Origin of the sequence: Clostridium perfringens (genome assembly GCF_016027375.1) — a bacterium.
Taxonomy (GTDB): Bacteria; Bacillota; Clostridia; order Clostridiales; family Clostridiaceae; genus Sarcina; species Sarcina perfringens.
The window spans coordinates 179,594-202,500 of the sequence record NZ_CP065681.1 but is presented as its reverse complement, the minus strand read 5'-3'; the positions used below and the strand labels follow the sequence as shown (position 1 = coordinate 202,500).

The following is a 22,907-nucleotide window of genomic DNA, read 5'->3' as shown; positions in this document are numbered from 1 at the left end:
CTGAGGGTTAGTCGGGACCTAAGCCGAGGCCGAAAGGCGTAGGTGATGGACAACTGGTTGATATTCCAGTACCACTATAATCGTTATTATCGATGGCGTGACGCAGGAGGATAGTGTGTGCTAGCTATTGGATGCTAGTCTAAGCGTTTAGGCAGTGAGAGTAGGCAAATCCGCTCTCATAATGCTGAGGCGTGATGGGGAAGGTTCTACGGAACCGAAGTACATGATTCCACGCTGCCAAGAAAAGCGTCTAGAGAGAGAAGTAGTGCCCGTACCGCAAACCGACACAGGTAGGTGAGGAGAGAATCCTAAGGCCGGCGGAAGAATTACAGTTAAGGAACTCGGCAAATTGACCCCGTAAGTTCGCGAGAAGGGGTGCCTACGAGAGTAGGCCGCAGAGAATAGGCCCAAGCAACTGTTTAGCAAAAACACAGGTCTCTGCTAAAGCGTAAGCTGATGTATAGGGGCTGACGCCTGCCCGGTGCTGGAAGGTTAAGGGGAACACTTAGCGCAAGCGAAGGTGTGAACTTAAGCCCCAGTAAACGGCGGCCGTAACTATAACGGTCCTAAGGTAGCGAAATTCCTTGTCAGGTAAGTTCTGACCCGCACGAATGGCGTAATGACTTGGGCACTGTCTCAACTGTAAATCCGGCGAAGTTGTAGTGCGAGTGAAGATGCTCGCTACCCGCGATTGGACGGAAAGACCCCGTAGAGCTTTACTGTAGCTTAGCATTGAGTTTTGGTATTGTCTGTACAGGATAGGTGGGAGACTAGGAAACCAGGGCGTCAGCCTTGGTGGAGTCAACCTTGGGATACCACCCTGACAGTACTGAAATTCTAACTGGCGGCCATGAATCTGGTCACAGGACATTGTTAGGTGGGCAGTTTGACTGGGGCGGTCGCCTCCTAAAAAGTAACGGAGGCGCCCAAAGGTTCCCTCAGAACGGTCGGAAATCGTTCGAAGAGTGCAAAGGCAGAAGGGAGCCTGACTGCGACACCCACAAGTGGAGCAGGGACGAAAGTCGGGCTTAGTGATCCGGTGGTACCTCGTGGGAGGGCCATCGCTCAACGGATAAAAGCTACCTCGGGGATAACAGGCTGATCTCCCCCAAGAGTCCACATCGACGGGGAGGTTTGGCACCTCGATGTCGGCTCGTCGCATCCTGGGGCTGAAGTAGGTCCCAAGGGTTGGGCTGTTCGCCCATTAAAGCGGCACGCGAGCTGGGTTCAGAACGTCGTGAGACAGTTCGGTCCCTATCCGTCGCGGGCGTAGGAAATTTGAGAGGAGCTGTCCTTAGTACGAGAGGACCGGGATGGACTGACCTCTGGTGTACCAGTTGTTCCGCCAGGAGCACAGCTGGGTAGCTAAGTCGGGAATGGATAAACGCTGAAAGCATCTAAGCGTGAAGCCAACCTCAAGATGAGATTTCCCATAGCGTAAGCTAGTAAGATCCCTTGAAGAACACAAGGTTGATAGGTCGGGGGTGTAAGCATGGTAACATGTTCAGCTGACCGATACTAATAGATCGAGGGCTTGACCAAATATAGTAAATTAAATATGTGCAATTTTGAAAGAACAAAAACTTTCAAACATCTGGTGATGATGTTCTTTAGGGTAACACCCGTTCCCATTCCGAACACGACGGTTAAGCCTTTAGAAGCCGATGGTACTGCACGGGAGACTGTGTGGGAGAGTAGGTGGTCGCCAGGTTCAAAATGTTCCTCGGTAGCTCAATGGTGGAGCACTCGGCTGTTAACCGATAGGTTGGAGGTTCGAGTCCTCTCCGAGGAGCCATTTTTTTTATTTAAAAAGAGTTATTAAAGAAGATATAAATGTCTTTTTTAATAACTCTTTTTGTATTTCTCAAAGGAATTTAATAATTTATGTTGAATTATTAAAGTATAAAGAAAGTGTTAACATATAGTTATTAATAGTAGAAACTTAAAATCTAAGTTTAATATAGTTGATATTTTTCTTTTAAAGTATGGGGAATTTTTAGGAAAAATCATTAATCTTAATATATAAAAAATACTAAATATAATATTTTTTATTTGAAAGGAATATACTTAGGTATATAAGTTTTTTATAAAATTTTTATTACCCAAAATCAATATTAGACATATTCAAAAACACTTTTAGAAAGCAAATGAGTATAAAGTGAGTTTAAGTTTATCTTATATATAAAAATAAAGTTAAGAGTTTTTATATATTTTGATATTTAACTAAAAGAGTATATTTAAGTAAACATTATATTTAAATTTAATTTTTAGTTATTGCATAAGGGGATTTGATAAAAGTAGAAAGTAGTACATGCTTTTATATAATTAAGTTATTAAATACAAAGTGTATGCATACTTTAAACAGATTACTAATACTAATTTTTCTAGAAAGGTGGTGAATGCTACTTATATGTTGATATGTAAACAATATCAACGGTGTAGCAGAAGATTATGAAGGAGCATAAAATTGAGAATTTAAGAAATATAGGTATTATAGGACATAGTGATTCAGGTAAAACTGCATTATCAGAAGCTTTACTTTATTATACAAAGACTACTGATAGATTAGGAACTTGTGAAGATGGAAATACAATAAGTGATTATGATCAAGAAGAGAAAAAAAGAAAGATATCACTAGCCTTATCTATTATTCCTTTTGAATATGATGGAACTAAGATTAATATATTGGATACTCCAGGTTATTTTGATTTTGTTGGAGAGCAAATAGAAGGGGTTAAGGCTGCTGACTCTGCAATTATAACTGTATGTGGAGTTACTGGCGTTCAAGTTGGAACTGAAAAAGCCTGGGAATGCTGTGAAAAAGAAAAATTACCAAGAGCCTTTTTTATAAATAAATTAGATAGAGAAAATTCAAATTTTGATAAGGTATTAGAAAATATAAGAAATATTTTTGGAAACAAAGTAATTCCTACTCAATATCCATTAGGAAAAGAAAAGGAGTTTAAGGGAATTGTAAATCTTATAACTGAGGAAGCTTTTGAGTATGATAAAAAATCAGGAAAAATAAATAAGATAGAAATACCTAATGAAGTAAAAGATAAGGTTAATGAGTATAGAACTTATTTAATGGAATCTGTAGCTGAAACTGATGAGGAATTACTTGATAAATATTTATCTGAAGGAGAGCTTACAGTTGATGAAATCTATAAAGGACTTTCTATTGGATTTGAAGAAGGAGATATAGCTCCAGTTATGTGTGGAAGTTCAGTATCAATAGTTGGTATGAAAAGCCTATTAGATTCAATTAAAGGATATTTCCCATCACCAGATATAAGCAAAGCTAAAGTTGCTATTGATAGCAATAATAAAGAAATATTAGTTAAGTCAAATAAGGATATGCCATTTTCTGCATTTGTATTTAAAACAATTGCTGATCCTTTTGTAGGAAAGCTTTCAATATTTAAGGTGCAAACAGGAGAGCTAACAACTGATAAGATAATTATAAATTCAAAAAATAATAAGGTAGAAAAAGTTAGTTCATTATGCTTTTTAAGAGGTAAAAGTCAAATACAAACAAGTAAAATAGGCGCAGGAGACATAGGAGCTGTTACAAAACTTCAATATACTTCAACTGGTGATACTCTTTGTGAAAGTAACTTTAAGATTGCTTATGAAGGATTTGAGTTCCCAGAGGCAGTTATGACTATGGCAGTATTACCAAAAAGTAAAGGTGATGAAGAAAAAATTTCTCAAGGACTTTCTAAACTTCTAGATGAAGATCCAACATTTAAGGTTTCTAGAGATCAAGAAAATGCAGAAACTCTAGTTTCTGGTATTGGAGAGACACATATAGAGGTTTTAGCTAGTAAATTAAAAAGTAAATTTGGAATTGATGTAATTCTTCAAGATCCTAAGATTCCTTATAGAGAAACTATAAAAGGTAGTTCTGATGTACAAGGAAAGCATAAAAAACAATCTGGAGGCCATGGACAATATGGAGATGTAAAAATTAAATTTGAGCCTAGAAGAGATGGTGAGCTTGATTTAGAATTTGTGGATAAGGTTGTTGGAGGAGTTGTGCCTAGAAATTATATACCAGCAGTAGAAAAGGGATTAAGAGACTGTTTAAAGAAAGGGGTTTTAGCAGGTTATCCTGTAATAGGAATTAAGGCTACATTACATGATGGATCATATCACCCTGTAGATTCATCAGAAATGGCATTTAAGGTAGCTGCTTCATTAGCATATAAGAAAGGTATGGAGAATGCAAAACCTGTTATATTAGAGCCTATTATGAAGGTAGAAATAATAATTCCAGATGAATACATGGGTGATATAATTAGTGATATAAATAAGAAAAGAGGAAGAGTAATTGGAATGGAACCAGAAGGTAATAATGAAAAAGTTATAGCTGATATTCCTTTATCAGAAATGTTTAAGTATGCTACTGATTTACGTTCAATGACTCAAGGAAGAGGAAGCTTTAGCATGGAATTTGAAAAATATGAGGAAGTTCCAAGTACAGAGGTAGATAAAATAATAGAAGATGCAAAGAAAATAAAAGAAGCTAAGGAAGCTTAAAGAATTATATGTAGAAATTTGGGGAGTACCATCTTAAAATTTAAAAAGATGGTACTTTTTATGTATACAAGGAAAAAAATGTGGTTAAATTAATAATGTTAAAGGTATTATTAAAATTTGTTTAAAAAAATAATTTAGAAAGAATATATTGATGATATAAAACTGATGAATAAAAAAATATATAATAGAATATAAATCTTTTAGGAGTATTTTATCTTATTATAATTAAAAGTTAAGAGGTACTTTCTAAAAGTTCAAGGCTTTAATTTAATTAAAATTATTAGTAACTGAAAAATATCTTAAATTAAAGTGAAATAATGCAAAGATTAAAAATAATTAAATCTTTTGAAATATGAGAGGGTTTTTATATTTATATATCTAATTATATATTTAGAGATAATATCTTAAATGAGGTGTAATTCATGTGCAATTATAGAATGGATATAAAGGGTAAAATAAGTTTAAGTGATTATAGCAACATCTTTGATTATATAAATATTGTTGATGTATGTGATAGATTTATGATTTATATGGAGTCTTTAGATGATGATAATATAGGTATTATTTGTTCTATGCTTAAGGACAATAATTTTAATATAAAAAATCAAGGATACGACAATCAGGGGATTTACTATATAAATGCTAAAAAAATAGGTTAGTGAAAGCAAGCCATAATAGTATTTTTTATATAAATAATTGTAAAAGTATATAATTTAAAAATGGTATAACTTTAAATGTGTAAAGGTACGTACATTTATGTTATAATGTACTTTGTGTTAAATAAAATTATTAATAAGCTATAATTTAAGTTGTCATATAATAATTTAACGAAGTGAATTCTAAAGGGCAACTTGTAAGAAGCACTTATAGTTGAATTAATCCATAAGGAACATGGGGGAGGATTTTTTAAATGAAGAATTACGTTGTTGGAATAGATCTAGGGGGAACAAAAATTAGCTGTGCTCTTGCTGATCTAGAAGGAAATGTTAAAGCTCAACATACAACTCCAACTAATGCTCATGAAGGAGAGCAAGCAGTTTTAGATAGAATTATAGGCTGTGTTGAAACTGTAATATGTGAAGGAAAAGTAACTATTGATGAAGTAGAAGCAATAGGTATTGGATCACCAGGACCACTAGATGCTAGAACTGGTATAATAATAACAACTCCAAATTTACCTTTCAAAAACTTCAACTTAGTTTCACCATTAAAAGCTAAGTTTGGTATTCCTGTTTACTTAGATAATGATGCTAACGTAGCTGCTATAGGTGAATTTATGTTAGGTGCTGGAAAAGGTACTGAAAATATGATTTATATAACTGTAAGTACTGGTGTAGGTGGAGGAGCAATCCTTAACGGTAAAATTTACAGAGGAAGTACTTCAAACGCATTAGAAATTGGACATTCAACTGTTGCACCTGGAACTGTAAGATGTAATTGTGGTAACATGGGATGTCTAGAAGCTGTATCATCAGGAACAGCTATTGGTAAAAGAGGAAGAGAGGCAGTTGCTACAAATGTAGAAACAAGCTTAAAAGATTACGACAATGTAACTTCATATGAAGTATTTGTTGAAGCAGCTAAAGGTGATAGAGTTGCAAAATCAATAATAGATGAAGCTTTAAACTACTTAGGAATTGGTGTTGCAAATGCAATAGCAACTTTTGACCCAGACATGGTTGTTATAGGTGGAGGAGTTTCAAAAGCTGGAGAAGTTGTTTTTGAAACAGTTCAAGAAGTTGTTAATGAAAGATGTTTTAAAGCTATGGCTGAGCATTGTAAAATAGTTCCTGCTGGATTAGGAACTGATGCAGGAGTTATTGGAGCAGTAGCTTTAGCATTATTAGAGTGCAAATAATAAATTTATATAAATAAGTTAGAAGTTTTTACTTCTAACTTTATTTTTTTATATATTTTGCTAGACAAATATAATGTTTACATAGTAAAATGTTATAAATTTATAAACTCGCAAATTTAAATAATTAAATACTAGAAAAAAAGGTTATTTTGTGATAAAACTATATTGAAAATGGTAAATTAAGTATGAAGTTAGGTCATAACCACATATTGTGATTATTATAAAGACATTATATAAGTTCATTATATAATGTCTTTTATACTATAAATAACTTCTATACTATAAAACACAATGTTTTAGATAATTATGACTATATAGGTAAAAGTAAGATTTTAAAAAGTATTAAGGTTTCATTTGTAGAAAATAAAAAAATTTTAGAAATTTAAAAATAACTATTGCTAAATAATAATTATTATTATATAATAATGACATAAGGTTGATGAGGAAATACATCAACAAAGAAACACTTAAATAAAGACTTTTAAATTATGATATAAATTGAAATTAGATAAATTGTTTGTTTTGTAGGAGGAATAAGATTATGAAAAAATTTGTTTGTACAGTATGTGGATATGTTTATGAAGGAGAAAAAGCACCAGAAAAATGCCCAGTATGTGGAGTTGGAGCTGACAAATTCGTAGAACAAGGAGAAGACTTAGCATTTGCAGATGAGCACAGAATCGGAGTTGCTAAAGGTGTAGATGAAAGAATAATCGAAGGATTACAAGCTAACTTTGTAGGAGAATGTACAGAAGTAGGAATGTACTTAGCTATGTCAAGACAAGCTGATAGAGAAGGATTCCCAGAAGTTGCAGAAGCTTACCAAAGAATAGCTTTCGAAGAAGCAGAACACGCTGCTAAATTCGCAGAAATGTTAGGAGAAGTTGTAGAAGCTGATACAAAAGCTAACTTACAAGCAAGAGTAAATGCAGAGCATGGAGCTTGCCAAGGTAAAAAAGATTTAGCTACTTTAGCTAAACAATTAAACTTAGATGCAATCCACGACACAGTTCACGAAATGTGTAAAGACGAAGCTAGACACGGAAAAGCTTTCGCTGGATTATTAAACAGATACTTTAAATAAGATATAAAAATTACACGCTTTATAAATTAAAAATTTAATTACTTCCTTATTAGAAGAGATGCCGTAAAGGTATCTCTTTTTACTTATGAATAAAAAGTTTTTTATTATGATATTTTTAATATAAGGTATATAATTATTACAGAGTTAACTGCTTATGATTTTAAATAATCTTTTTAAGTATAATTTTCTTAATACAAATAAGTAAATAACTATTTTTATTTTGCAAAGATAATAGATGGTTATTGGTTAAAGATGATTGTCTTAAAGGATTTTTAAGCATAGATAAAATTTATGTATAAATAAGAGGAATAGAAGGGAGAAGTATTTTTAATATGAAAATATATTTCACAAGACATGGGGAAACTTTATGGAATCTTGAGCATAGATTTCAAGGATGGAAGGATTCTGAGTTAACTGAAAATGGAGTTAAAAGAGCAGAGTTATTAGGAAAGAAATTTAATGATATTAAAATAGATAAGATTTTTACAAGTCCTATAAAAAGAGCAAAGAGAACTGCATACTTAATAAAAGGTGATAAGGATATTGAGGTTGAAGAAGTTGAAGGATTAAAAGAAATAAGTTTTGGAAAGTGGGAAGGAATGACCACTGAAGAGATAAAAAGTCATGATGAATACGTAAATGAATTAGATAATCTATTCAATAAACCATTTTCTTATAAGAGTTTTGAAGGAGAAAATATAAAAGATTTTACAGAAAGACTATTTAAAACTGTAGATGATATAGTAAAAAATAATGAAGATAAGGACATTTTAATAGTTACTCATGGAATGTGTGTAAGATATTTAATAGGATACTTTAAAAATGAATTTGAGGAAAGCAAAATAATAGATTATCCTATATTTCATCAAGCTAGTTATAATGAGGTTGAATGGAATGGAGAAAATTTTGAAGTAATTACTTTGAACAATATTGACCATTATGAATATGATAAATAATATAAGAAGTTTAAATAATTTAATGAATAAAAATTCTAAAATTACACAACTTAATAGTAGACTTGTGCTACAATCTTAAATCTAAAATCTAGTGATTTTTAAATCTACCTTCTTCGATTCTTGGGAAGAGGGGAATAGATTTTAGAAGTAAGATTTTTAAATATTGAGGTGCTTTAAGTAGCACCTCCCTAATCTAAAAGTTATAGCTAAATCAAAATATTAGCTTAAAAGTTTAATGTAAAATGGATATTTAGCTTACTGTAGCTTAGAAAGTAGCAATAAAGTTATAGAAAATTATGCTTTTAGATAATTTATGAGCACATTAAAAATAGGGATACAATTATGTATCCCTATTTTTTTAGTAAATTACTTTTTCACAAATTTTTAAATCTACATTATTATCATTAAAGTATTCAATATATTCATCACTAGGTTTTGCATCTGTTATAACACAATTTAAATCATTAATTTCACAGAAAGTCATTAAAGAAACATGATCAAATTTTGATTGATCAGCTAAAAGGAAACATTCAGCACTTCTAGAGATTGCAGTTTTCTTTATTTTAAATTCTTCTTTAGTAGAATTAGTAACTCCTCTTTTTAGTGAAATACCAGTACAAGCCATGAAGCATTTATTTATATTATAACTTTTTAATATATCTGTGCTATGTAAGCCTGTAAAAGATTGAGTTTTTCTGTTAAGAATTCCTGATAAACAAATTATATTTAAGTTATTGTAGTGAATTCCTTTGCATATAGCTGTAACGCTATTAGTGAAAATAGTTATATCTTTTTTATCTTTTAGGAAATCGATAATATTAACTGTTGTTGTACCAGAATCTAAAAAGATGCTATCTCCATCTTCAATAAATTCAGCAGCAGCCTTTCCTAAAGCTAATTTTGAATTGCTATTTTTAACATTTCTTTCTTCAAAAGATACTAACTCTTGATTTTCATTAACCGTCACTCCACCATAGACTTTTTTTATGGTTCCTTTTTCAACTAGAACACTTAAATCCCTTCTTATGGTATTTTTTGATACATCAAACACTTCACATAGTTTGTCAATTGATACGGTTTTGTGATTAATAATGTAATTTTCTACTAGGTCTATTCTTTTTGAACGCATATCTTTCCCTGTTGCCCGTAATATTCTATCAATAATATTAAGTTTAGTTAATTAGTGAGTATAAAATTTAATCTATTTATAATATATAGAGTTTATACTAAAGGTATTGCTTTAATTTCATGATTAACAAATAAAAAATACTAAGAAGATAATCAATATAAACTAAAATTAACTCAAAATATTATATGTGATTAATCTGGATTTAGTACAGCAATTTATTGTAATGATACCTACTGCAACAAGTGTTCATCTCCTTTCATAGGCTTTGTGATTCTATTATAAACGAATTTTTCAGTAAAAGGAAGAGCAATTGTGAAAATATATGAGTAACTTTTGGTTATATTTTTCGTAAATTATGATTATATTTGTAGTAAATATATGAAAAAGTTATTGACATGTTATGGTTAAGTTGGTATTATTAAAACATAAAGAAAACAAACAGAAAACAAATAGTAAACGTTAACTCATGAGAGGTGATTAAATGGCGAATCAATTTATTATGCCAAAACGTATTATTTCAGGTGAAAATGCTTTAAATGAAAGTAAAGCGTATTTAAAGAGTTTTGGTAAGAGGGTTTTAATAGTTACTGATAAAGTAATGACTGATCTAGGTAATGTAAAGGTTTTGACAGAGGTATTAGATAGTGAGAATATTGAGCACGTTTTATACAATGAAATAAATAGTGAACCTACAGATACTATGATAGAAAAAGGAATTAAGCTTTATAAAGAAAATCAATGTGATTTTCTAATTGGTTTAGGTGGAGGGAGTCCAATAGATTCCACTAAAGCCATTGGAGCTATGATAACAAACGAAGGTAAGATATCTGATTATATGGGGAGAGAAATAGAAAAAGAACTTCCACCATTTGCTGTAATACCAACTACAGCTGGAACAGGTTCAGAAGCTACTCAATTTACAATAATTACAGATACTAAAAATGATGTTAAGATGCTTTTAAAAGGAGCTAACTTATTACCAAACTTAGCAATAGTAGATCCAAGATTTACAATGACAGCACCTGCTAAGATAACAGCAGCTACAGGATTAGATGCTTTAACCCATGCTATAGAGGCTTATACATCTAGAAAGGCACAGCCACTTTCAGATAGTTTTGCAGTTTCAGCTGTAAAAAGAATATTTAAGTACTTACCTATAGCTTTTGATACTCCAAAGGATTTAAAAGCAAGAGAAGAGATGTCAATTGCAGCTTTAGAAGCTGGAATAGCATTTAATAACTCTTCAGTTACAATAGTTCATGGAATGAGTAGACCAATAGGAGCTTTATTCCATGTACCACACGGATTATCAAATGCAATGCTTTTAGAAGCTTGTTTCACATATGTAGTAGATGGTGCTTATGATAGATTTGCTCAGCTAGCTAAAGAAATAAATATAGCTAATGATAATATGAGTAATGAAGAGGCCGCAAAAGCATTTATAGATGAAGTGGTTAAATTAATGGTTAAATTAGAAATACCAACTTTAGAAGAGTTTGGAGTAGATAAAACTAAGTTCTTTGATAATATAGAAAAAATGGCAGCTGACGCTATGGAAAGCGGAAGTCCAAGTAATACAAGAAAGATTATTGAAGTTGATGATGTGATAAAAATCTACAATAATCTTTGGAGGTAATAAATTATGGCATTAGTAAAGATGACTGAGCTTTTAGATGCTGCAAGAGAAGAAAATTATGCAGTGGGAAGTTTCAGTATAGCAAACATGGAAATGGTTAAAGGTGCTTTAAAAGCAGCTGAAGAAATGCATTCCCCGATGATTCTTCAGATTGCTGAGGTTAGATTAACTAATTCCCCATTAGAATTAATCGGACCTTTAATGGTAAGCGCTGCAAAAAATGCTAAGGTGCCAGTAGCAGTTCATTTTGATCATGGCTTGACCTTAGAGAATATAGAAAAGGCTTTAAAGATTGGGTTTACATCAGTAATGATAGATGGATCTCATTTAAGTTTTGATGAAAACGTTAAGATAACTAAGAGGGTAAAAGAATTAGCAGATAAATATGGAGCGGCTATAGAAGCTGAAATTGGACAAGTTGGCGGAAGTGAAGATGGTAGTGAAGATATAAAGATGAAAGTAACTAACGTAGAAGACGCTAAAAGGTTTGTTCAAGAGACTAAAGTTGATGCTTTAGCAGTAGCTATAGGAAATGCTCATGGAGTATATAAAGGAACTCCAAAACTTAGATTTGATGTATTAGAGAATTTGAGAGAAAACATCGAAACACCATTAGTTCTACATGGTGGATCAGGAATAACACCAGAGGACTTTAAAGAGTGTAAAAATAAAGGAATAAGAAAAATAAACATTGCAACTGCAACCTTCAATTCTGTTGAAGAGTCTGTAAGAAAATTATACGTAGATAATGAAAAGAAAGACTATTTCACACTTCAAGCTACAGAGGTTCAGGGAGCTTACGAGAATGTAAAGAAGCATATGGATATTTTTGAAAGTGTAAATAAGGCTTAGGAGATGGGTTAGTATGAGATATATAGAATTTGATGAGAAAAGAAAATTTGATATTGTCCCAGTAGGGAGAGTAGCAATAGATTTTAATCCTACAGATATTCACAAACCATTATCAGAAAGTAGGAATTTCAATAAGTACCTAGGGGGTTCTCCTGCAAATATAGCAGTTGGACTTGCTAGATTAGGAAAAAAGGTTGGATTTATAGGAAAAGTTTCAGATGATAGATTTGGAGAGTTTGTAGTAAATTACTTCAAAAAAGAGGGAATAGATGTATCTGAAATAAGTAAGGCTAAAAATGGTGAATCTTTAGGATTAACATTTACAGAAATATTAAGTCCTACAGAAAGTAGTATTTTAATGTATAGAAATGGTATAGCTGATTTACAATTAGACGTTGATGATATTGACGAAGACTATATTAAAAATACAAAGGCTATAGTTATTTCAGGAACTGCTTTAGCAATGAGTCCTTCAAGAGAGGCTGCATTAAAAGCTTTAAGACTTGCTAAAAAGAATGGAACAGTTGTTATATTTGACGTTGATTACAGAGAATATAATTGGAAAAATAAAGATGAAATAGCAATTTACTATTCAATAGTAGGAAAAGAAAGTGATATCATAATGGGATCAAGAGAAGAGTTTGATCTAATGGAAGGCTTAATAGCTAAGGATAGCACTGATGAAGAAACCGCTAAAAGATGGCTAGATTATGGTAATAAGATAGTAGTAATCAAACATGGTAAAGATGGTTCTACAGCTTATACTAGAGATGGAAAAGCATATAGAATAAAACCTTTCCCAGTAAAACTTTTAAAATCCTTTGGAGGTGGAGATGCTTATGCATCAGCATTTATATATGGAATCTTAGAAGGATGGGACATGATGGATGCTCTTGAGTTTGGAAGTGCCTCAGCAGCAATGTTAGTTGCAAGTCATAGTTGCTCAGAAGACATGCCAACAGTAGAAGCTATTAAAGAATTCATAAAGAAAGAAAAAGAAGAGTATGGAGAAATGGTAGCTAGAAGCTAAGGAGGTTATAACTATGGTAGAAAATATAGGTTTTTCAGAAGATGGGAAAAAGATTGTTACAGAGATTAATGGTAAGCATAGCAGTATGCTAATGGATATAGAAGTTATAAAAATGAAAAAAGGTGATAAAATAGTAATTTTAGAACCTAAAAAGGAAGTTGCAGTACTTCTTATGGAAGGTAAAATAAAATACCTTTGGGAAAATAAAGAGGTTGAAGCTAGCAGAAAAAATGTATTTGAAGAAGAGGGATTTTGTCTACATGTTTGCAAGAATGTAGAAGTTAAAGTTGAGGCATTAGAAGAGGCTGAGATATTAATTCAAAAAGCTGAAAATGATAAAGAATTCTTAGCTAAGCTGTATAGACCTGAGGATGTAATAATCCAAGAATCATCTTTAGATAAATGGGATGGAACTGCAGCTCGTAAGATAAAAACATTCTTTGATTACAGTAATGCACCATATTCAAATATGGTTAATGGGGAAATAGTTTCTTATCCAGGAAGATGGTCAAGCTATATTCCACATGAACATCCACAACCAGAAGTTTATTATTATAAATTTGATAAGCCACAAGGATTTGGAGCTTGCTTTATAGGCGATGAAGCTTACAAAGTTAAAGATGGTGGATATGCAATAATAGAAGGTGGATATACACACCCACAAGCTACTGCTCCAGGATATAGAATGTATTATTGTTGGATGATAAGACATTTAGATGGAAACCCTTGGACAGATAGAATTGATGATCCAGCTCATGTTTGGTTATTAGATGAAAAATAGGAAGGATGAGAAGTTTATGAGAATGACTACAGGCCAAGCGCTAGTAAAATTTTTAGATAATCAATACGTTTCTTTTGATGGTAAAGAAGAAAAATTTGTTGATGGGATATTCACTATATTTGGACATGGTATTGTAGTTGGATTGGGAGAAGCTTTATATGAAAATCCAGGTGAACTTAAAGTTTATCAAGGAAGAAATGAGCAAGGTATGGCTCATGTTTCAACAGCTTTCGCAAAACAAAACAATCGTAGAAAAATAATAGCTTGTTCAAGTTCAGTTGGCCCTGGAGCTGCTAATATGGTTACTGCAGCAGCTACAGCAACAGTGAATAATATACCATTATTATTATTACCAGGAGATTCATTTGCTACAAGACAACCAGATCCTGTACTTCAACAGATAGAACAGTCCTATAATTTAGGAATAACAACAAATGACGCATTTAAGCCAGTTTGTAAGTATTGGGATAGAATAAATAGACCAGAGCAACTTATGTCAGCAATGATAAATGCTATGAGAGTATTAACAGATCCTGCTGAAACAGGTGCTGTTTGTATAGCATTACCACAAGATGTTCAAGGAGAAGCTTATGACTTCCCAGAATATTTCTTTAAGAAAAGGGTTCATAGGATAACTAGACCTCTAGCTGTACAAGAAGAGTTTGAAGAGGCATTAGATATAATAATGAATAAAAAGAAACCTATAATAATTTGTGGTGGTGGAGTTAGATACTCAGAAGCAGGGGAAGCTTTAGTTGATTTTGCAGAGGAGTTTAATATTCCAATATGCGAAACACAAGCAGGTAAGAGTGCTATTAAATCAAGTCACCCATTAAATTTAGGTGGTATAGGGGTTACTGGTAACCTTGCTGCAAATATGATTGCTAAAGATGCTGATTTAGTAATTGGTGTTGGAACAAGATTCTCAGACTTCACAACTTCATCAAAATCATTATTTAAGAATCCAGAAGTTGATTTTATAACTGTAAACGTATCAAAATTCCATGGTGAAAAAATGGATGCTCACAAGATAATAGGTGATGCAAAGGTATGTATAGAAGAATTACAAGCTATGTTAGAAGCAAATAACTATGAATCATCTTATGAAGATGAAATAGTAAATGCTAAAAAAGCTTGGAAAGAAGAGATGAAGAGATTAACAAATATTAAATATGATGAAAATTTTGAAGCTTTAATAAAACCTAAGAGAGAAGGATGCATAGAAGAGTTTAGTGTATTAACAGGAGGTTTAATCACTCAAACAGCTGCTTTAGGAGTTATTAGAGAAACAATAGACGATGATGCCATAGTAGTTGGAGCTGCTGGAAGTTTACCAGGAGATCTTCAAAGAATGTGGGAAACAGATGTTAGAGATTCATACCATATGGAATATGGATATTCATGTATGGGATATGAAATAGCAGCTACATTAGGAGCTAAGTTAGCAGAGCCAGAAAGAGAAGTTTACTCAATGGTTGGTGATGGAAGTTACTTAATGCTTCATTCAGAGATGGTAACAGCTATGCAAGAGCAAAAGAAGATAAATATACTTTTATTTGATAACTGTGGATTTGGATGTATAAACAATCTACAAATGTCAAATGGTATAGGAAGCCTTGCTACAGAGTTTAGATATAGAGATGAAAATGGTAAGTTAGAAGGGGGATTAATCCCTATAGATTTTGCTAAGGTAGCTAGTGGGTATGGATTGAAAACATATTCAGTAAAAACTTTAGCTCAATTAAAAGAAGCTTTAGAAGATGCTAAAAAGCAAAAGGTTTCAACTTTAATAGACATAAAGGTGTTACCAAAAACAATGACAGATGGCTATGATGCATGGTGGCATGTTGGAATAGCTGGAGAATCAAAAATTGATGGTGTAAATAAGGCGTTTGAGAACAAAGAGAAAAATTTAAAAGCCGCTAGAAGATATTAAAATATTTAAAGCAATTTTACTTTATATTATTTTGAAAATAAATTTAAATTTTAAAAGATGATGGAGGAAATGGTCATGATTAATATTGGTGTTATTGGAGCAGGAAGAATAGGAAGAATTCATGCTCAATCTATTCAAGAAAAAGTACAAGGAGCTCAAGTTAAAACTATAGCAGATGTATTTGAAGAATCAGCTAAAAAAGCTGCTGAGGAATTTAAAATTCCAAACTATACAGGAGATTACATGGAAATCTTAAACGATCCAGAAATTGATGCTGTAATAATATGTTCATCAACAGATACTCACTCAAAAATATCAATTGAAGCTGCTGAAAGAGGTAAACACATATTCTGTGAAAAACCTATAGATTACGATGTTGCTAAAATTGAAAAAACTTTAGAAGCTGTTAAAAAAGCTGGAGTAAAATATCAAGTTGGATTCAATAGAAGATTTGACCACAATTTTGCTAAATTAAAAGAACTTATAGAAGAAGGCAAAATAGGAAATCCACACATAATAAAAATTACTTCAAGAGATCCACAAGCTCCACCAATAGAATACGTAAAAGTTTCAGGTGGTATGTTCTTAGATATGACAATTCATGATTTTGATATGGCTGCATTCTTAAGTGGAAGTAGAATTTCAGAAGTATATGTACAAGGTGCATGTATGGTAAATCCTGAAATAGGAGAAGCTGGAGATGTTGATACAGCAATTATATCTTTAAAATTTGAAAACGGATGCATAGGTGTAATAGATAATAGTAGAGAAGCTGCTTATGGATATGACCAACGTGTTGAAGTATTTGGTGGAAAAGGATATGTAATGGCTGATAATGACTCAGATACAACAGTTACAATAGCTTCAGTTGATGGTATCGTTGGAGAAAAACCAAAATATTTCTTCTTAGAAAGATACATGGATGCCTATGTTAATGAAATGCAACAGTTTATAAACTGCTTAGTTAATGATACTGAAGTTCCAGTTGGAGCTAATGAAGGATTATATTCAGTTTTAGTTGGACTAGCTGCTACTAAATCATTAAAAGAAGGTAGACCAGTTAAAATAGAATACTAATATTAAAAATGAGAATTAAAATGGTATAAAAAATTAAAGGTATAAATAAGTTTTGGTCAGAAGAGCTAAATGGGAGTTAGCTTTTCTGACAAATACAAAGGTAATGGGGGAATAGAGAATGTTTAATTCAAATGTAAAATTAGGAATAGCACCAATAGCATGGACAAATGATGACATGCCAGACTTAGGAAAAGAAAATACTTTCGAACAATGTATAAGTGAAATGGCTTTAGCAGGATTTAAAGGATCAGAAGTTGGAAACAAATATCCAAGAGATGTTAAAGTTCTTAAAAAAGCTTTAGAATTAAGAGATATGGAAATAGCAAGTGCTTGGTTCAGTGCATTTTTAACAACTAAACCATATGAAGAAACTGAAAAAGCATTTATAGAACATAGGGATTTCCTTAATGCTATGGGAGCAAAGGTAATCGTAGTATCAGAACAAGGACATAGCATACAAGGTCAAATGGAAACACCAATATTTGATGGAAAATATGTTTTAAATGAAGAAGAGTGGAAAACACTTGCTGAAGGTTTAAATAAATTAGGAGCTTTAGCAAAAGAAAAAGGAATGAAGCTTGTTTACCACCATCATATGGGTACAGTAGTACAAACAACTGAAGAAATAGATAAATTAATGGACTTAACAGATGAAAATTTAGTTTACTTATTATTTGATTCAGGTCATTTAGTTTACTCAGGTGAAGATGCTTTAGAAGTATTAAAGAAATACGTAAATAGAGTAAAACATGTTCACTTAAAAGATATAAGAAAAGAAAAAGTAGAAGAAGTTAAAAGAGACAAGTTAAGCTTCTTACAAGGAGTAAGAAAAGGAGCATTCACAGTTCCTGGAGATGGAGATATAGATTTTGAACCAATATTCAAAGTTCTTGATGATAATAACTATGAAGGATATTTATTAGTAGAAGCAGAACAAGATCCAGCAATAGCAAATCCATTAGAATATGCAATAAAAGCAAGAAAATATATAAAAGAAAAAACTAACCTTTAATAAATTTGGTCAATAATGAATTTTAGGTAACAGCATAATTAAATTATGCTGTTACCACAAAATAGGGTAGGGGGAGAATTTATGTTCATATTTTTGAGTTTTGCAATATTCTTAGTAGCTGTATTCGCTATTGCTTGGTATAAAGCTAAAGGCACTGATAATACAGAAACAGCAACAGGATATTTCTTAGCAGGAAGAGGATTAAGCGGTCCTGTAATCGCTGCAACAATGATACTTACAAATCTTTCAACTGAACAGATCATAGGTCTTAATGGTCAAAGTTATGCTACCAATATGGGACCAATGGCATGGGAAGTTACATCATGCGTAGCACTTATAACACTAGCTCTTATATTCTTACCAAGATATTTAAAAGGTGGAATCACAACAATCCCAGATTATTTAGAAGAGAGATTTGATAGCACAACTAAAAGAATAGTTTCAATTTTATTCTTAGTTAGTTATGTTGTAACTTACATACCTACAGTTTTATATTCAGGTGGACTAGTTTTAAATCAGATTTTTGGTATATCAGATTTATTAGGAATAAGTACATTCCAAGCTGTAGCATTAACTGGATTTTTATTAGGGGTAGTAGGTGCTATATATACAGTTCTTGGAGGTATGAAACTAGCAGCATTCTCTGATACTGTAAATGGAATTGGCTTATTAATCGGAGGTCTTTTAGTACCTATATTAGGAATATTATTACTTGGAAATGGAGATTTTGTTGGAGGATTTGAAATAATAATTGCAACTCCAGAAAAGCTTAATGCTATTAACCCAGCAAATGCACAATCACCATTAATTCCATGGCCTGTATTATTCACTGGATTATTATTTAATAACTTATTCTATTGGTGTACAAACCAATCAATAGTACAAAAAGCATTAGGAGCTAGTAGTTTAAAAGAAGCTCAAAAAGGTGCTATACTTGCAGGATTAATTAAGGTTTTAACTCCAGCAATACTTGTATTCCCTGGAATCATAGCTTTTGCTAAATATGGAGATGCATTACCAAATGCGGATATGGCATATCCAACATTATTGCTTGATGTATTACCAAAACCTTTATTAGGAATATTTGCAGCAATTTTATTTGGAGCTGCCATGAGTTCATTAAATGGTGCTATGAACAGTTCATCAACACTATTTACTTTAGATTTATACAAACCTATCATAAATCCAGAGGCTTCAGATAAACAACTTGTAAAAGTAGGACAAAAATTTATTATAGTGGTATCAATTATATCAGTTATAGTTGCTCCATTTATACTATACGCTCCATCTGGATTATATAACTTCTTACAAGAGTGTAATGGATACTTTAACGTTCCAATATTAGCATGTGTAATAGTTGGATTCTTTACAAAGAGAGTTCCAAGTCTTGCTGCTAAAGCAGTATTCGTAGTGCACATTGTTTTGTATACGTTATCAAAGTTCTTCTTATCAGATATACACTTCTTATATGTACTAGGTGTGTTACTACCAATAGGTGTAATTGTAATGCTTATAATAGGTAAGATAAAACCAAGAGAAACAGATTTTGTTCAAGCTGATAAGGCATTAATAGATATGACTCCTTGGAAATATGCAAAACCAGCATCATTAGCTGTAGTTCTTGTTATGGCATTTATATATCTATTATTCTCACCTATAGGATTAGCTTAAAGTTAATAAATATAAGGTATAAAGGGTTAAGAATGAACCTTAATGCAATAAAATTTTGTTAGATATTATGGTTTTGGAGGGGATAAAATGAAAAAGATAAATTTTGGTATTGTTGGTTTAGGAAGATTAGGAAGAGCTCATGCTGAAAACCTAGCTTTTAAAATTCCAAATGCTAATCTTTTAGCAGTTTGTTCAATAGATAAGAGTCAAGTTGATGAAGTTCAAAAGGCATGGAATATTCCATATGGATATACTGACTTTGATGAAATGTTAAAAAATAAAGAGTTAGATGCTATATTTATAGCATCACCATCAGGATTCCATTGTGAACAAATAGAAAAAGCTTTAGATGCAGGTTTCCATGTATTTAGTGAAAAACCTCTTGGACTGTATTTAGATGATGCAGTTAGAGCTATGAAGGCAGTTAACTCACATCCAAATCAAATATTTATGTTAGGTTTTATGAGAAGATATGATAAATCATATGCCTATGCTAAGAAAAAAATAGAAGAAGGTGCTATAGGTAAACCTGTACTAGTTAGATGTTATGGATTAGATCCAGCTAAGGCTTTACCAAGCTTCTTAAAGTTTGCAAAAGATAGCTATAGCGGTGGATTATTCTTAGATATGGCAATTCACGATATAGATTTAGCTAGATGGTATCTAGATTCAGAGGCAGATGAATTATGGGCTATAGGTGGAGCTTATGGACATAAGGAGTTTGATGAAATAAATGATGCTGAAACTGGGGCAGCTATGGTTAAATTTAAAAATGGAACAATGGCATTACTTGTTGCTGGAAGAAACTGTGCTCATGGTTATCACATAGAAACTGAGATCATAGGAACTGAAGGGACATTAAGAATTGGAACAACTCCAGATAAAAACTTAGTTACAGTATTTGATAGTAGAGGAGTTAATAAGGAATGTGCAGGGGGATTCTTAGAAAGATTCGAAGATGCATATTTAGCTGAAGTTAAAGAATTTGTTGACTGCGTATTAGAAAATAGAAAGCCAGCAGTAACTGTTGAAGATGGCGTTTTATCTACTATTGTTGGATACGCTTGTAAAGAGTCTTTTGAGACTGGAGAATTAGTAAAGGTTAATTACGAAGGTTATGATAAATTAATAAAATAGGCGCCTAATACTCAATAAATATCTTTGTATTAGGAAGCTTTAGAATATATTGAATATAAAGTTCAATTACTTTAAAGAGCTTCCTAATATATATGATTAAAGAGTATTTTATATAAATTGCTTATTAATGTAGGATGTTTCATAGTTTTTTATCAATGTAAAAATTCAACCTTCTCCTTAGCATGGTAAACTTGAAATATTGTCTAAAGGTTACATCCTACATTTTTAAATTAAAAATCTAATAACTTTAAATTAAAAGATGGTTATTTATCATTGAGGAAGTTAAGTTTTACTTAGCACTTTAGTGATTTAAACTAATAAATAAAAATCAGCCAAATAAAAACATAATATATATAAATAAAGGAGAATAAATGCAAAAAAAAGATATAAATTTAATTTCAGACATGGCAGTTAATAAGTTTAAGTTTGCAGATAGAGCTCCTATAAAGTATTTTTTTAGAGCTATAGTTGCAGGATTTTTCTTAGTAGTAGCCATAATTCTTTCATATACTACTGGAGCGGTTTTAAATAATTCATATCCAGAGATGGCAAGAATAATGGTAGCTGCAACCTTCTCTTTAGCATTAGGGCTTATTGCTTTTATTGGAGGAGAGCTCTTTACAGGAAACAACTTAGTCATGGCAATTGGGATATACAACAATGAGTGTACCTTAACTATGGCATTAAAAGTTTGGTTTATGAGTTATTTAGGAAATTTTATAGGATCTATATTATTAGGGTTTTTATTTGTTAAGAGTGGAGCATCTATGGATTTAATTAAGGATTATGCTAAAGGTATAGTTGATATAAAACTTAATTTACCTGCTCTTGAACTCTTTTTAAGAGGTATGCTTTGTAACTTCATGGTTTGTATAGCATTTCTAAGCACAATAAAAATGAAATCTGAAACAGGCAAATTAATAATTATGTTCTGGTGTATATTTGCATTTGTTATCGCTGGTTTTGAACACAGCATTGCTAATATGGGAATATTCTCTATAACTTATTTCTCTTCAGGTGATGTAAGTTTACCACTTGTTTTCCGTAATTTATTTTGGGTTACATTGGGAAATATGGTAGGAGGGGGAGTCTTATTAGCATTGCCACTTAAATTTATGAGCATGGAATAACTTTTATGGATTAACTAACTTCCTTACCTGTTAATTATAATTTTTATTTAGCATCTAAAAACAATGATTTTTAAAAATTACCACCTTTTAAAATTATTGATTTTAATAAATTACTACACTGAAAATTAAATACCTAATTTACTTTAATATATAAATTTAAAACTTAGAAATTTATATTAACAGGAAAAATCTAAAAAAATATATATAGGGTTGAAAGGAAGTAGAGTTTTTATGGAAAATATTATTTTTAATGAATCAAATGGAATTGCTGAGGTAATTATAAATAGACCTAAAGCATTAAATGCCTTAAACAATCAAACTATAACTGAACTTGGTGAAGTTATAAATGAAATTTCAAAAAGAAAAGATATAAAAACTGTAATTATAACAGGAGCAGGGGAAAAGGCTTTTGTAGCTGGTGCAGATATTGTTGAAATGAAAGATTTAAATTCAATGGAAGCAAGAGATTTTTCAAGATTAGCTCAGAAGGTATTTTCAGATATAGAAAATATGCCACAAATTGTAATAGCTGCTGTTAATGGATATGCATTAGGAGGTGGATGTGAGCTTTCAATGGCTTGTGATATAAGATTAGCTTCTAAGAAAGCTAAATTTGGACAACCAGAAGTTAATTTAGGAATTCTTCCAGGTTTTGCAGGAACTCAAAGACTTCCAAGATTAGTTGGGAAAGGAATAGCTAAAGAGCTTATATTCTCAACAGATATGATTGATGCTGAAGAAGCACATAGAATAGGACTTGCTAATAAGGTTTATGAGCCAGAAGAGTTAATGGATAAGGCAAGAGAATTAGCTAATAAAATAATGAGTAAGAGCCCAGTAGGAGTTAGATTAGCTAAGGCAGCAATAAATAATGGCTTAAACATGGATACTGAATCAGCATATAACTATGAGGCAGATTTATTTGCTTTATGTTTCTCAACAGAAGATCAATTAGAAGGTATGAATGCCTTTGTTGATAAGAGAAAAGCTGATTTTAAAGATAAATAAGACTACTTTGAATATATAAAATTCTAATAAGTTTATAAAAATTAAAACAGCAATTAAGTTTATGTAAC

Annotated in this window: 17 protein-coding genes, 1 tRNA gene and 2 rRNA genes (1 of these 20 cut by a window edge); 19 read left to right on the top strand and 1 reads right to left on the bottom strand. The window is 31.7% G+C overall.

Going from position 1 to position 22,907, the window contains the following annotated elements:
* The 8 genes from I6G60_RS01105 to I6G60_RS01070 form a co-directional block, all read left to right on the top strand.
* Positions 1-1,542: ribosomal RNA gene (locus tag I6G60_RS01105) — 23S ribosomal RNA — on the top strand (it extends 1,363 nt beyond the left edge of the window).
* A gap of 51 nt (positions 1,543-1,593) precedes the next feature.
* Positions 1,594-1,711: ribosomal RNA gene (gene rrf / locus I6G60_RS01100) — 5S ribosomal RNA — on the top strand.
* Between the two features lie 9 nt (positions 1,712-1,720).
* Positions 1,721-1,795: transfer RNA gene (locus tag I6G60_RS01095), tRNA-Asn, on the top strand.
* Positions 1,796-2,451: 656 nt separating this feature from the next.
* The gene (gene fusA / locus I6G60_RS01090; protein ID WP_057230341.1) at positions 2,452-4,542 is read left to right on the top strand and encodes an elongation factor G; all 2,091 of its coding nucleotides are present in this window, start codon (positions 2,452-2,454) and stop codon (positions 4,540-4,542) included.
* Between the two features lie 422 nt (positions 4,543-4,964).
* Positions 4,965-5,201, top strand: a complete 237-nt coding sequence (locus I6G60_RS01085) for a hypothetical protein (protein ID WP_003449485.1) — start codon at positions 4,965-4,967, stop codon at positions 5,199-5,201.
* Between the two features lie 251 nt (positions 5,202-5,452).
* A complete protein-coding gene (locus tag I6G60_RS01080; RefSeq protein WP_003459920.1) occupies positions 5,453-6,400 on the top strand; it encodes an ROK family protein in 948 nt (315 codons plus the stop codon).
* A 541-nt stretch (positions 6,401-6,941) separates the two neighbouring features.
* Entirely contained in the window at positions 6,942-7,484 is a 543-nt protein-coding gene (locus I6G60_RS01075) for an NADH peroxidase (RefSeq protein WP_003472992.1), read from the top strand.
* A 332-nt stretch (positions 7,485-7,816) separates the two neighbouring features.
* Entirely contained in the window at positions 7,817-8,440 is a 624-nt protein-coding gene (locus tag I6G60_RS01070) for a histidine phosphatase family protein (protein ID WP_003459940.1), read from the top strand.
* Positions 8,441-8,798: 358 nt separating this feature from the next.
* Here the strand turns inward: I6G60_RS01070 and I6G60_RS01065 are convergent, their stop codons facing one another.
* Complete coding sequence (locus tag I6G60_RS01065) at positions 8,799-9,569, bottom strand: DeoR/GlpR family DNA-binding transcription regulator (RefSeq protein WP_003448606.1); 771 nt, start codon at positions 9,567-9,569, stop codon at positions 8,799-8,801.
* 481 nt (positions 9,570-10,050) lie between these two features.
* Here I6G60_RS01065 and I6G60_RS01060 point away from each other — a divergent pair, with 481 nt between their 5' ends.
* The 11 genes from I6G60_RS01060 to I6G60_RS01010 all read left to right on the top strand — a co-directional run bounded on the left by I6G60_RS01060 (position 10,051) and on the right by I6G60_RS01010 (position 22,839).
* Positions 10,051-11,205, top strand: coding sequence for an iron-containing alcohol dehydrogenase (locus I6G60_RS01060; protein ID WP_003459942.1), 1,155 nt, complete (start codon positions 10,051-10,053; stop codon positions 11,203-11,205).
* A 6-nt stretch (positions 11,206-11,211) separates the two neighbouring features.
* Positions 11,212-12,057, top strand: coding sequence for a class II fructose-bisphosphate aldolase (locus tag I6G60_RS01055; protein ID WP_011590051.1), 846 nt, complete (start codon positions 11,212-11,214; stop codon positions 12,055-12,057).
* A 13-nt stretch (positions 12,058-12,070) separates the two neighbouring features.
* Entirely contained in the window at positions 12,071-13,087 is a 1,017-nt protein-coding gene (gene iolC / locus I6G60_RS01050; protein WP_003448561.1) for a 5-dehydro-2-deoxygluconokinase, read from the top strand.
* 13 nt (positions 13,088-13,100) lie between these two features.
* Positions 13,101-13,868, top strand: a complete 768-nt coding sequence (locus I6G60_RS01045; RefSeq protein WP_003448549.1) for a 5-deoxy-glucuronate isomerase — start codon at positions 13,101-13,103, stop codon at positions 13,866-13,868.
* A 16-nt stretch (positions 13,869-13,884) separates the two neighbouring features.
* Positions 13,885-15,804 (top strand): 3D-(3,5/4)-trihydroxycyclohexane-1,2-dione acylhydrolase (decyclizing), encoded by a 1,920-nt coding sequence (gene iolD / locus I6G60_RS01040; RefSeq protein ID WP_003459928.1) that lies wholly within the window; start codon positions 13,885-13,887, stop codon positions 15,802-15,804.
* Between the two features lie 75 nt (positions 15,805-15,879).
* Entirely contained in the window at positions 15,880-16,881 is a 1,002-nt protein-coding gene (gene iolG, locus I6G60_RS01035) for an inositol 2-dehydrogenase (protein ID WP_003459931.1), read from the top strand.
* A 118-nt stretch (positions 16,882-16,999) separates the two neighbouring features.
* On the top strand, positions 17,000-17,893 hold the full coding sequence (iolE, locus tag I6G60_RS01030; RefSeq protein ID WP_003459953.1) for a myo-inosose-2 dehydratase: 894 nt from the start codon (positions 17,000-17,002) through the stop codon (positions 17,891-17,893).
* 81 nt (positions 17,894-17,974) lie between these two features.
* Positions 17,975-19,564: a solute:sodium symporter family transporter gene (locus tag I6G60_RS01025; RefSeq protein WP_096071764.1), complete on the top strand. Its 1,590-nt coding sequence runs from the start codon at positions 17,975-17,977 to the stop codon at positions 19,562-19,564.
* 87 nt (positions 19,565-19,651) lie between these two features.
* Positions 19,652-20,701: a Gfo/Idh/MocA family oxidoreductase gene (locus I6G60_RS01020; protein WP_003459929.1), complete on the top strand. Its 1,050-nt coding sequence runs from the start codon at positions 19,652-19,654 to the stop codon at positions 20,699-20,701.
* A 371-nt stretch (positions 20,702-21,072) separates the two neighbouring features.
* Positions 21,073-21,831 (top strand): formate/nitrite transporter family protein, encoded by a 759-nt coding sequence (locus tag I6G60_RS01015; protein WP_003466036.1) that lies wholly within the window; start codon positions 21,073-21,075, stop codon positions 21,829-21,831.
* A 231-nt stretch (positions 21,832-22,062) separates the two neighbouring features.
* Positions 22,063-22,839, top strand: a complete 777-nt coding sequence (locus tag I6G60_RS01010) for a short-chain-enoyl-CoA hydratase (protein ID WP_003466021.1) — start codon at positions 22,063-22,065, stop codon at positions 22,837-22,839.
* The last annotated feature ends 68 nt before the right edge of the window (positions 22,840-22,907 follow it).

Bases quoted from the DNA above. Each gene is read 5' to 3' on its own strand.
- I6G60_RS01065 (WP_003448606.1), bottom strand. From the start codon at position 9,569: ATGCGTTCAAAAAGAATAGACCTAGTAGAAAATTACATTATTAATCAC.
- I6G60_RS01015 (WP_003466036.1), top strand. From the start codon at position 21,073: ATGCAAAAAAAAGATATAAATTTAATTTCAGACATGGCAGTTAATAAG.
- I6G60_RS01085 (WP_003449485.1), top strand. From the start codon at position 4,965: ATGTGCAATTATAGAATGGATATAAAGGGTAAAATAAGTTTAAGTGAT.
- iolC (WP_003448561.1), top strand. From the start codon at position 12,071: ATGAGATATATAGAATTTGATGAGAAAAGAAAATTTGATATTGTCCCA.
- I6G60_RS01080 (WP_003459920.1), top strand. From the start codon at position 5,453: ATGAAGAATTACGTTGTTGGAATAGATCTAGGGGGAACAAAAATTAGC.
- fusA (WP_057230341.1), top strand. From the start codon at position 2,452: ATGAAGGAGCATAAAATTGAGAATTTAAGAAATATAGGTATTATAGGA.
- iolD (WP_003459928.1), top strand. From the start codon at position 13,885: ATGAGAATGACTACAGGCCAAGCGCTAGTAAAATTTTTAGATAATCAA.
- iolE (WP_003459953.1), top strand. From the start codon at position 17,000: ATGTTTAATTCAAATGTAAAATTAGGAATAGCACCAATAGCATGGACA.
- I6G60_RS01075 (WP_003472992.1), top strand. From the start codon at position 6,942: ATGAAAAAATTTGTTTGTACAGTATGTGGATATGTTTATGAAGGAGAA.
- I6G60_RS01010 (WP_003466021.1), top strand. From the start codon at position 22,063: ATGGAAAATATTATTTTTAATGAATCAAATGGAATTGCTGAGGTAATT.
- I6G60_RS01070 (WP_003459940.1), top strand. From the start codon at position 7,817: ATGAAAATATATTTCACAAGACATGGGGAAACTTTATGGAATCTTGAG.
- I6G60_RS01025 (WP_096071764.1), top strand. From the start codon at position 17,975: ATGTTCATATTTTTGAGTTTTGCAATATTCTTAGTAGCTGTATTCGCT.
- I6G60_RS01055 (WP_011590051.1), top strand. From the start codon at position 11,212: ATGGCATTAGTAAAGATGACTGAGCTTTTAGATGCTGCAAGAGAAGAA.
- I6G60_RS01045 (WP_003448549.1), top strand. From the start codon at position 13,101: ATGGTAGAAAATATAGGTTTTTCAGAAGATGGGAAAAAGATTGTTACA.
- I6G60_RS01060 (WP_003459942.1), top strand. From the start codon at position 10,051: ATGGCGAATCAATTTATTATGCCAAAACGTATTATTTCAGGTGAAAAT.
- iolG (WP_003459931.1), top strand. From the start codon at position 15,880: ATGATTAATATTGGTGTTATTGGAGCAGGAAGAATAGGAAGAATTCAT.
- I6G60_RS01020 (WP_003459929.1), top strand. From the start codon at position 19,652: ATGAAAAAGATAAATTTTGGTATTGTTGGTTTAGGAAGATTAGGAAGA.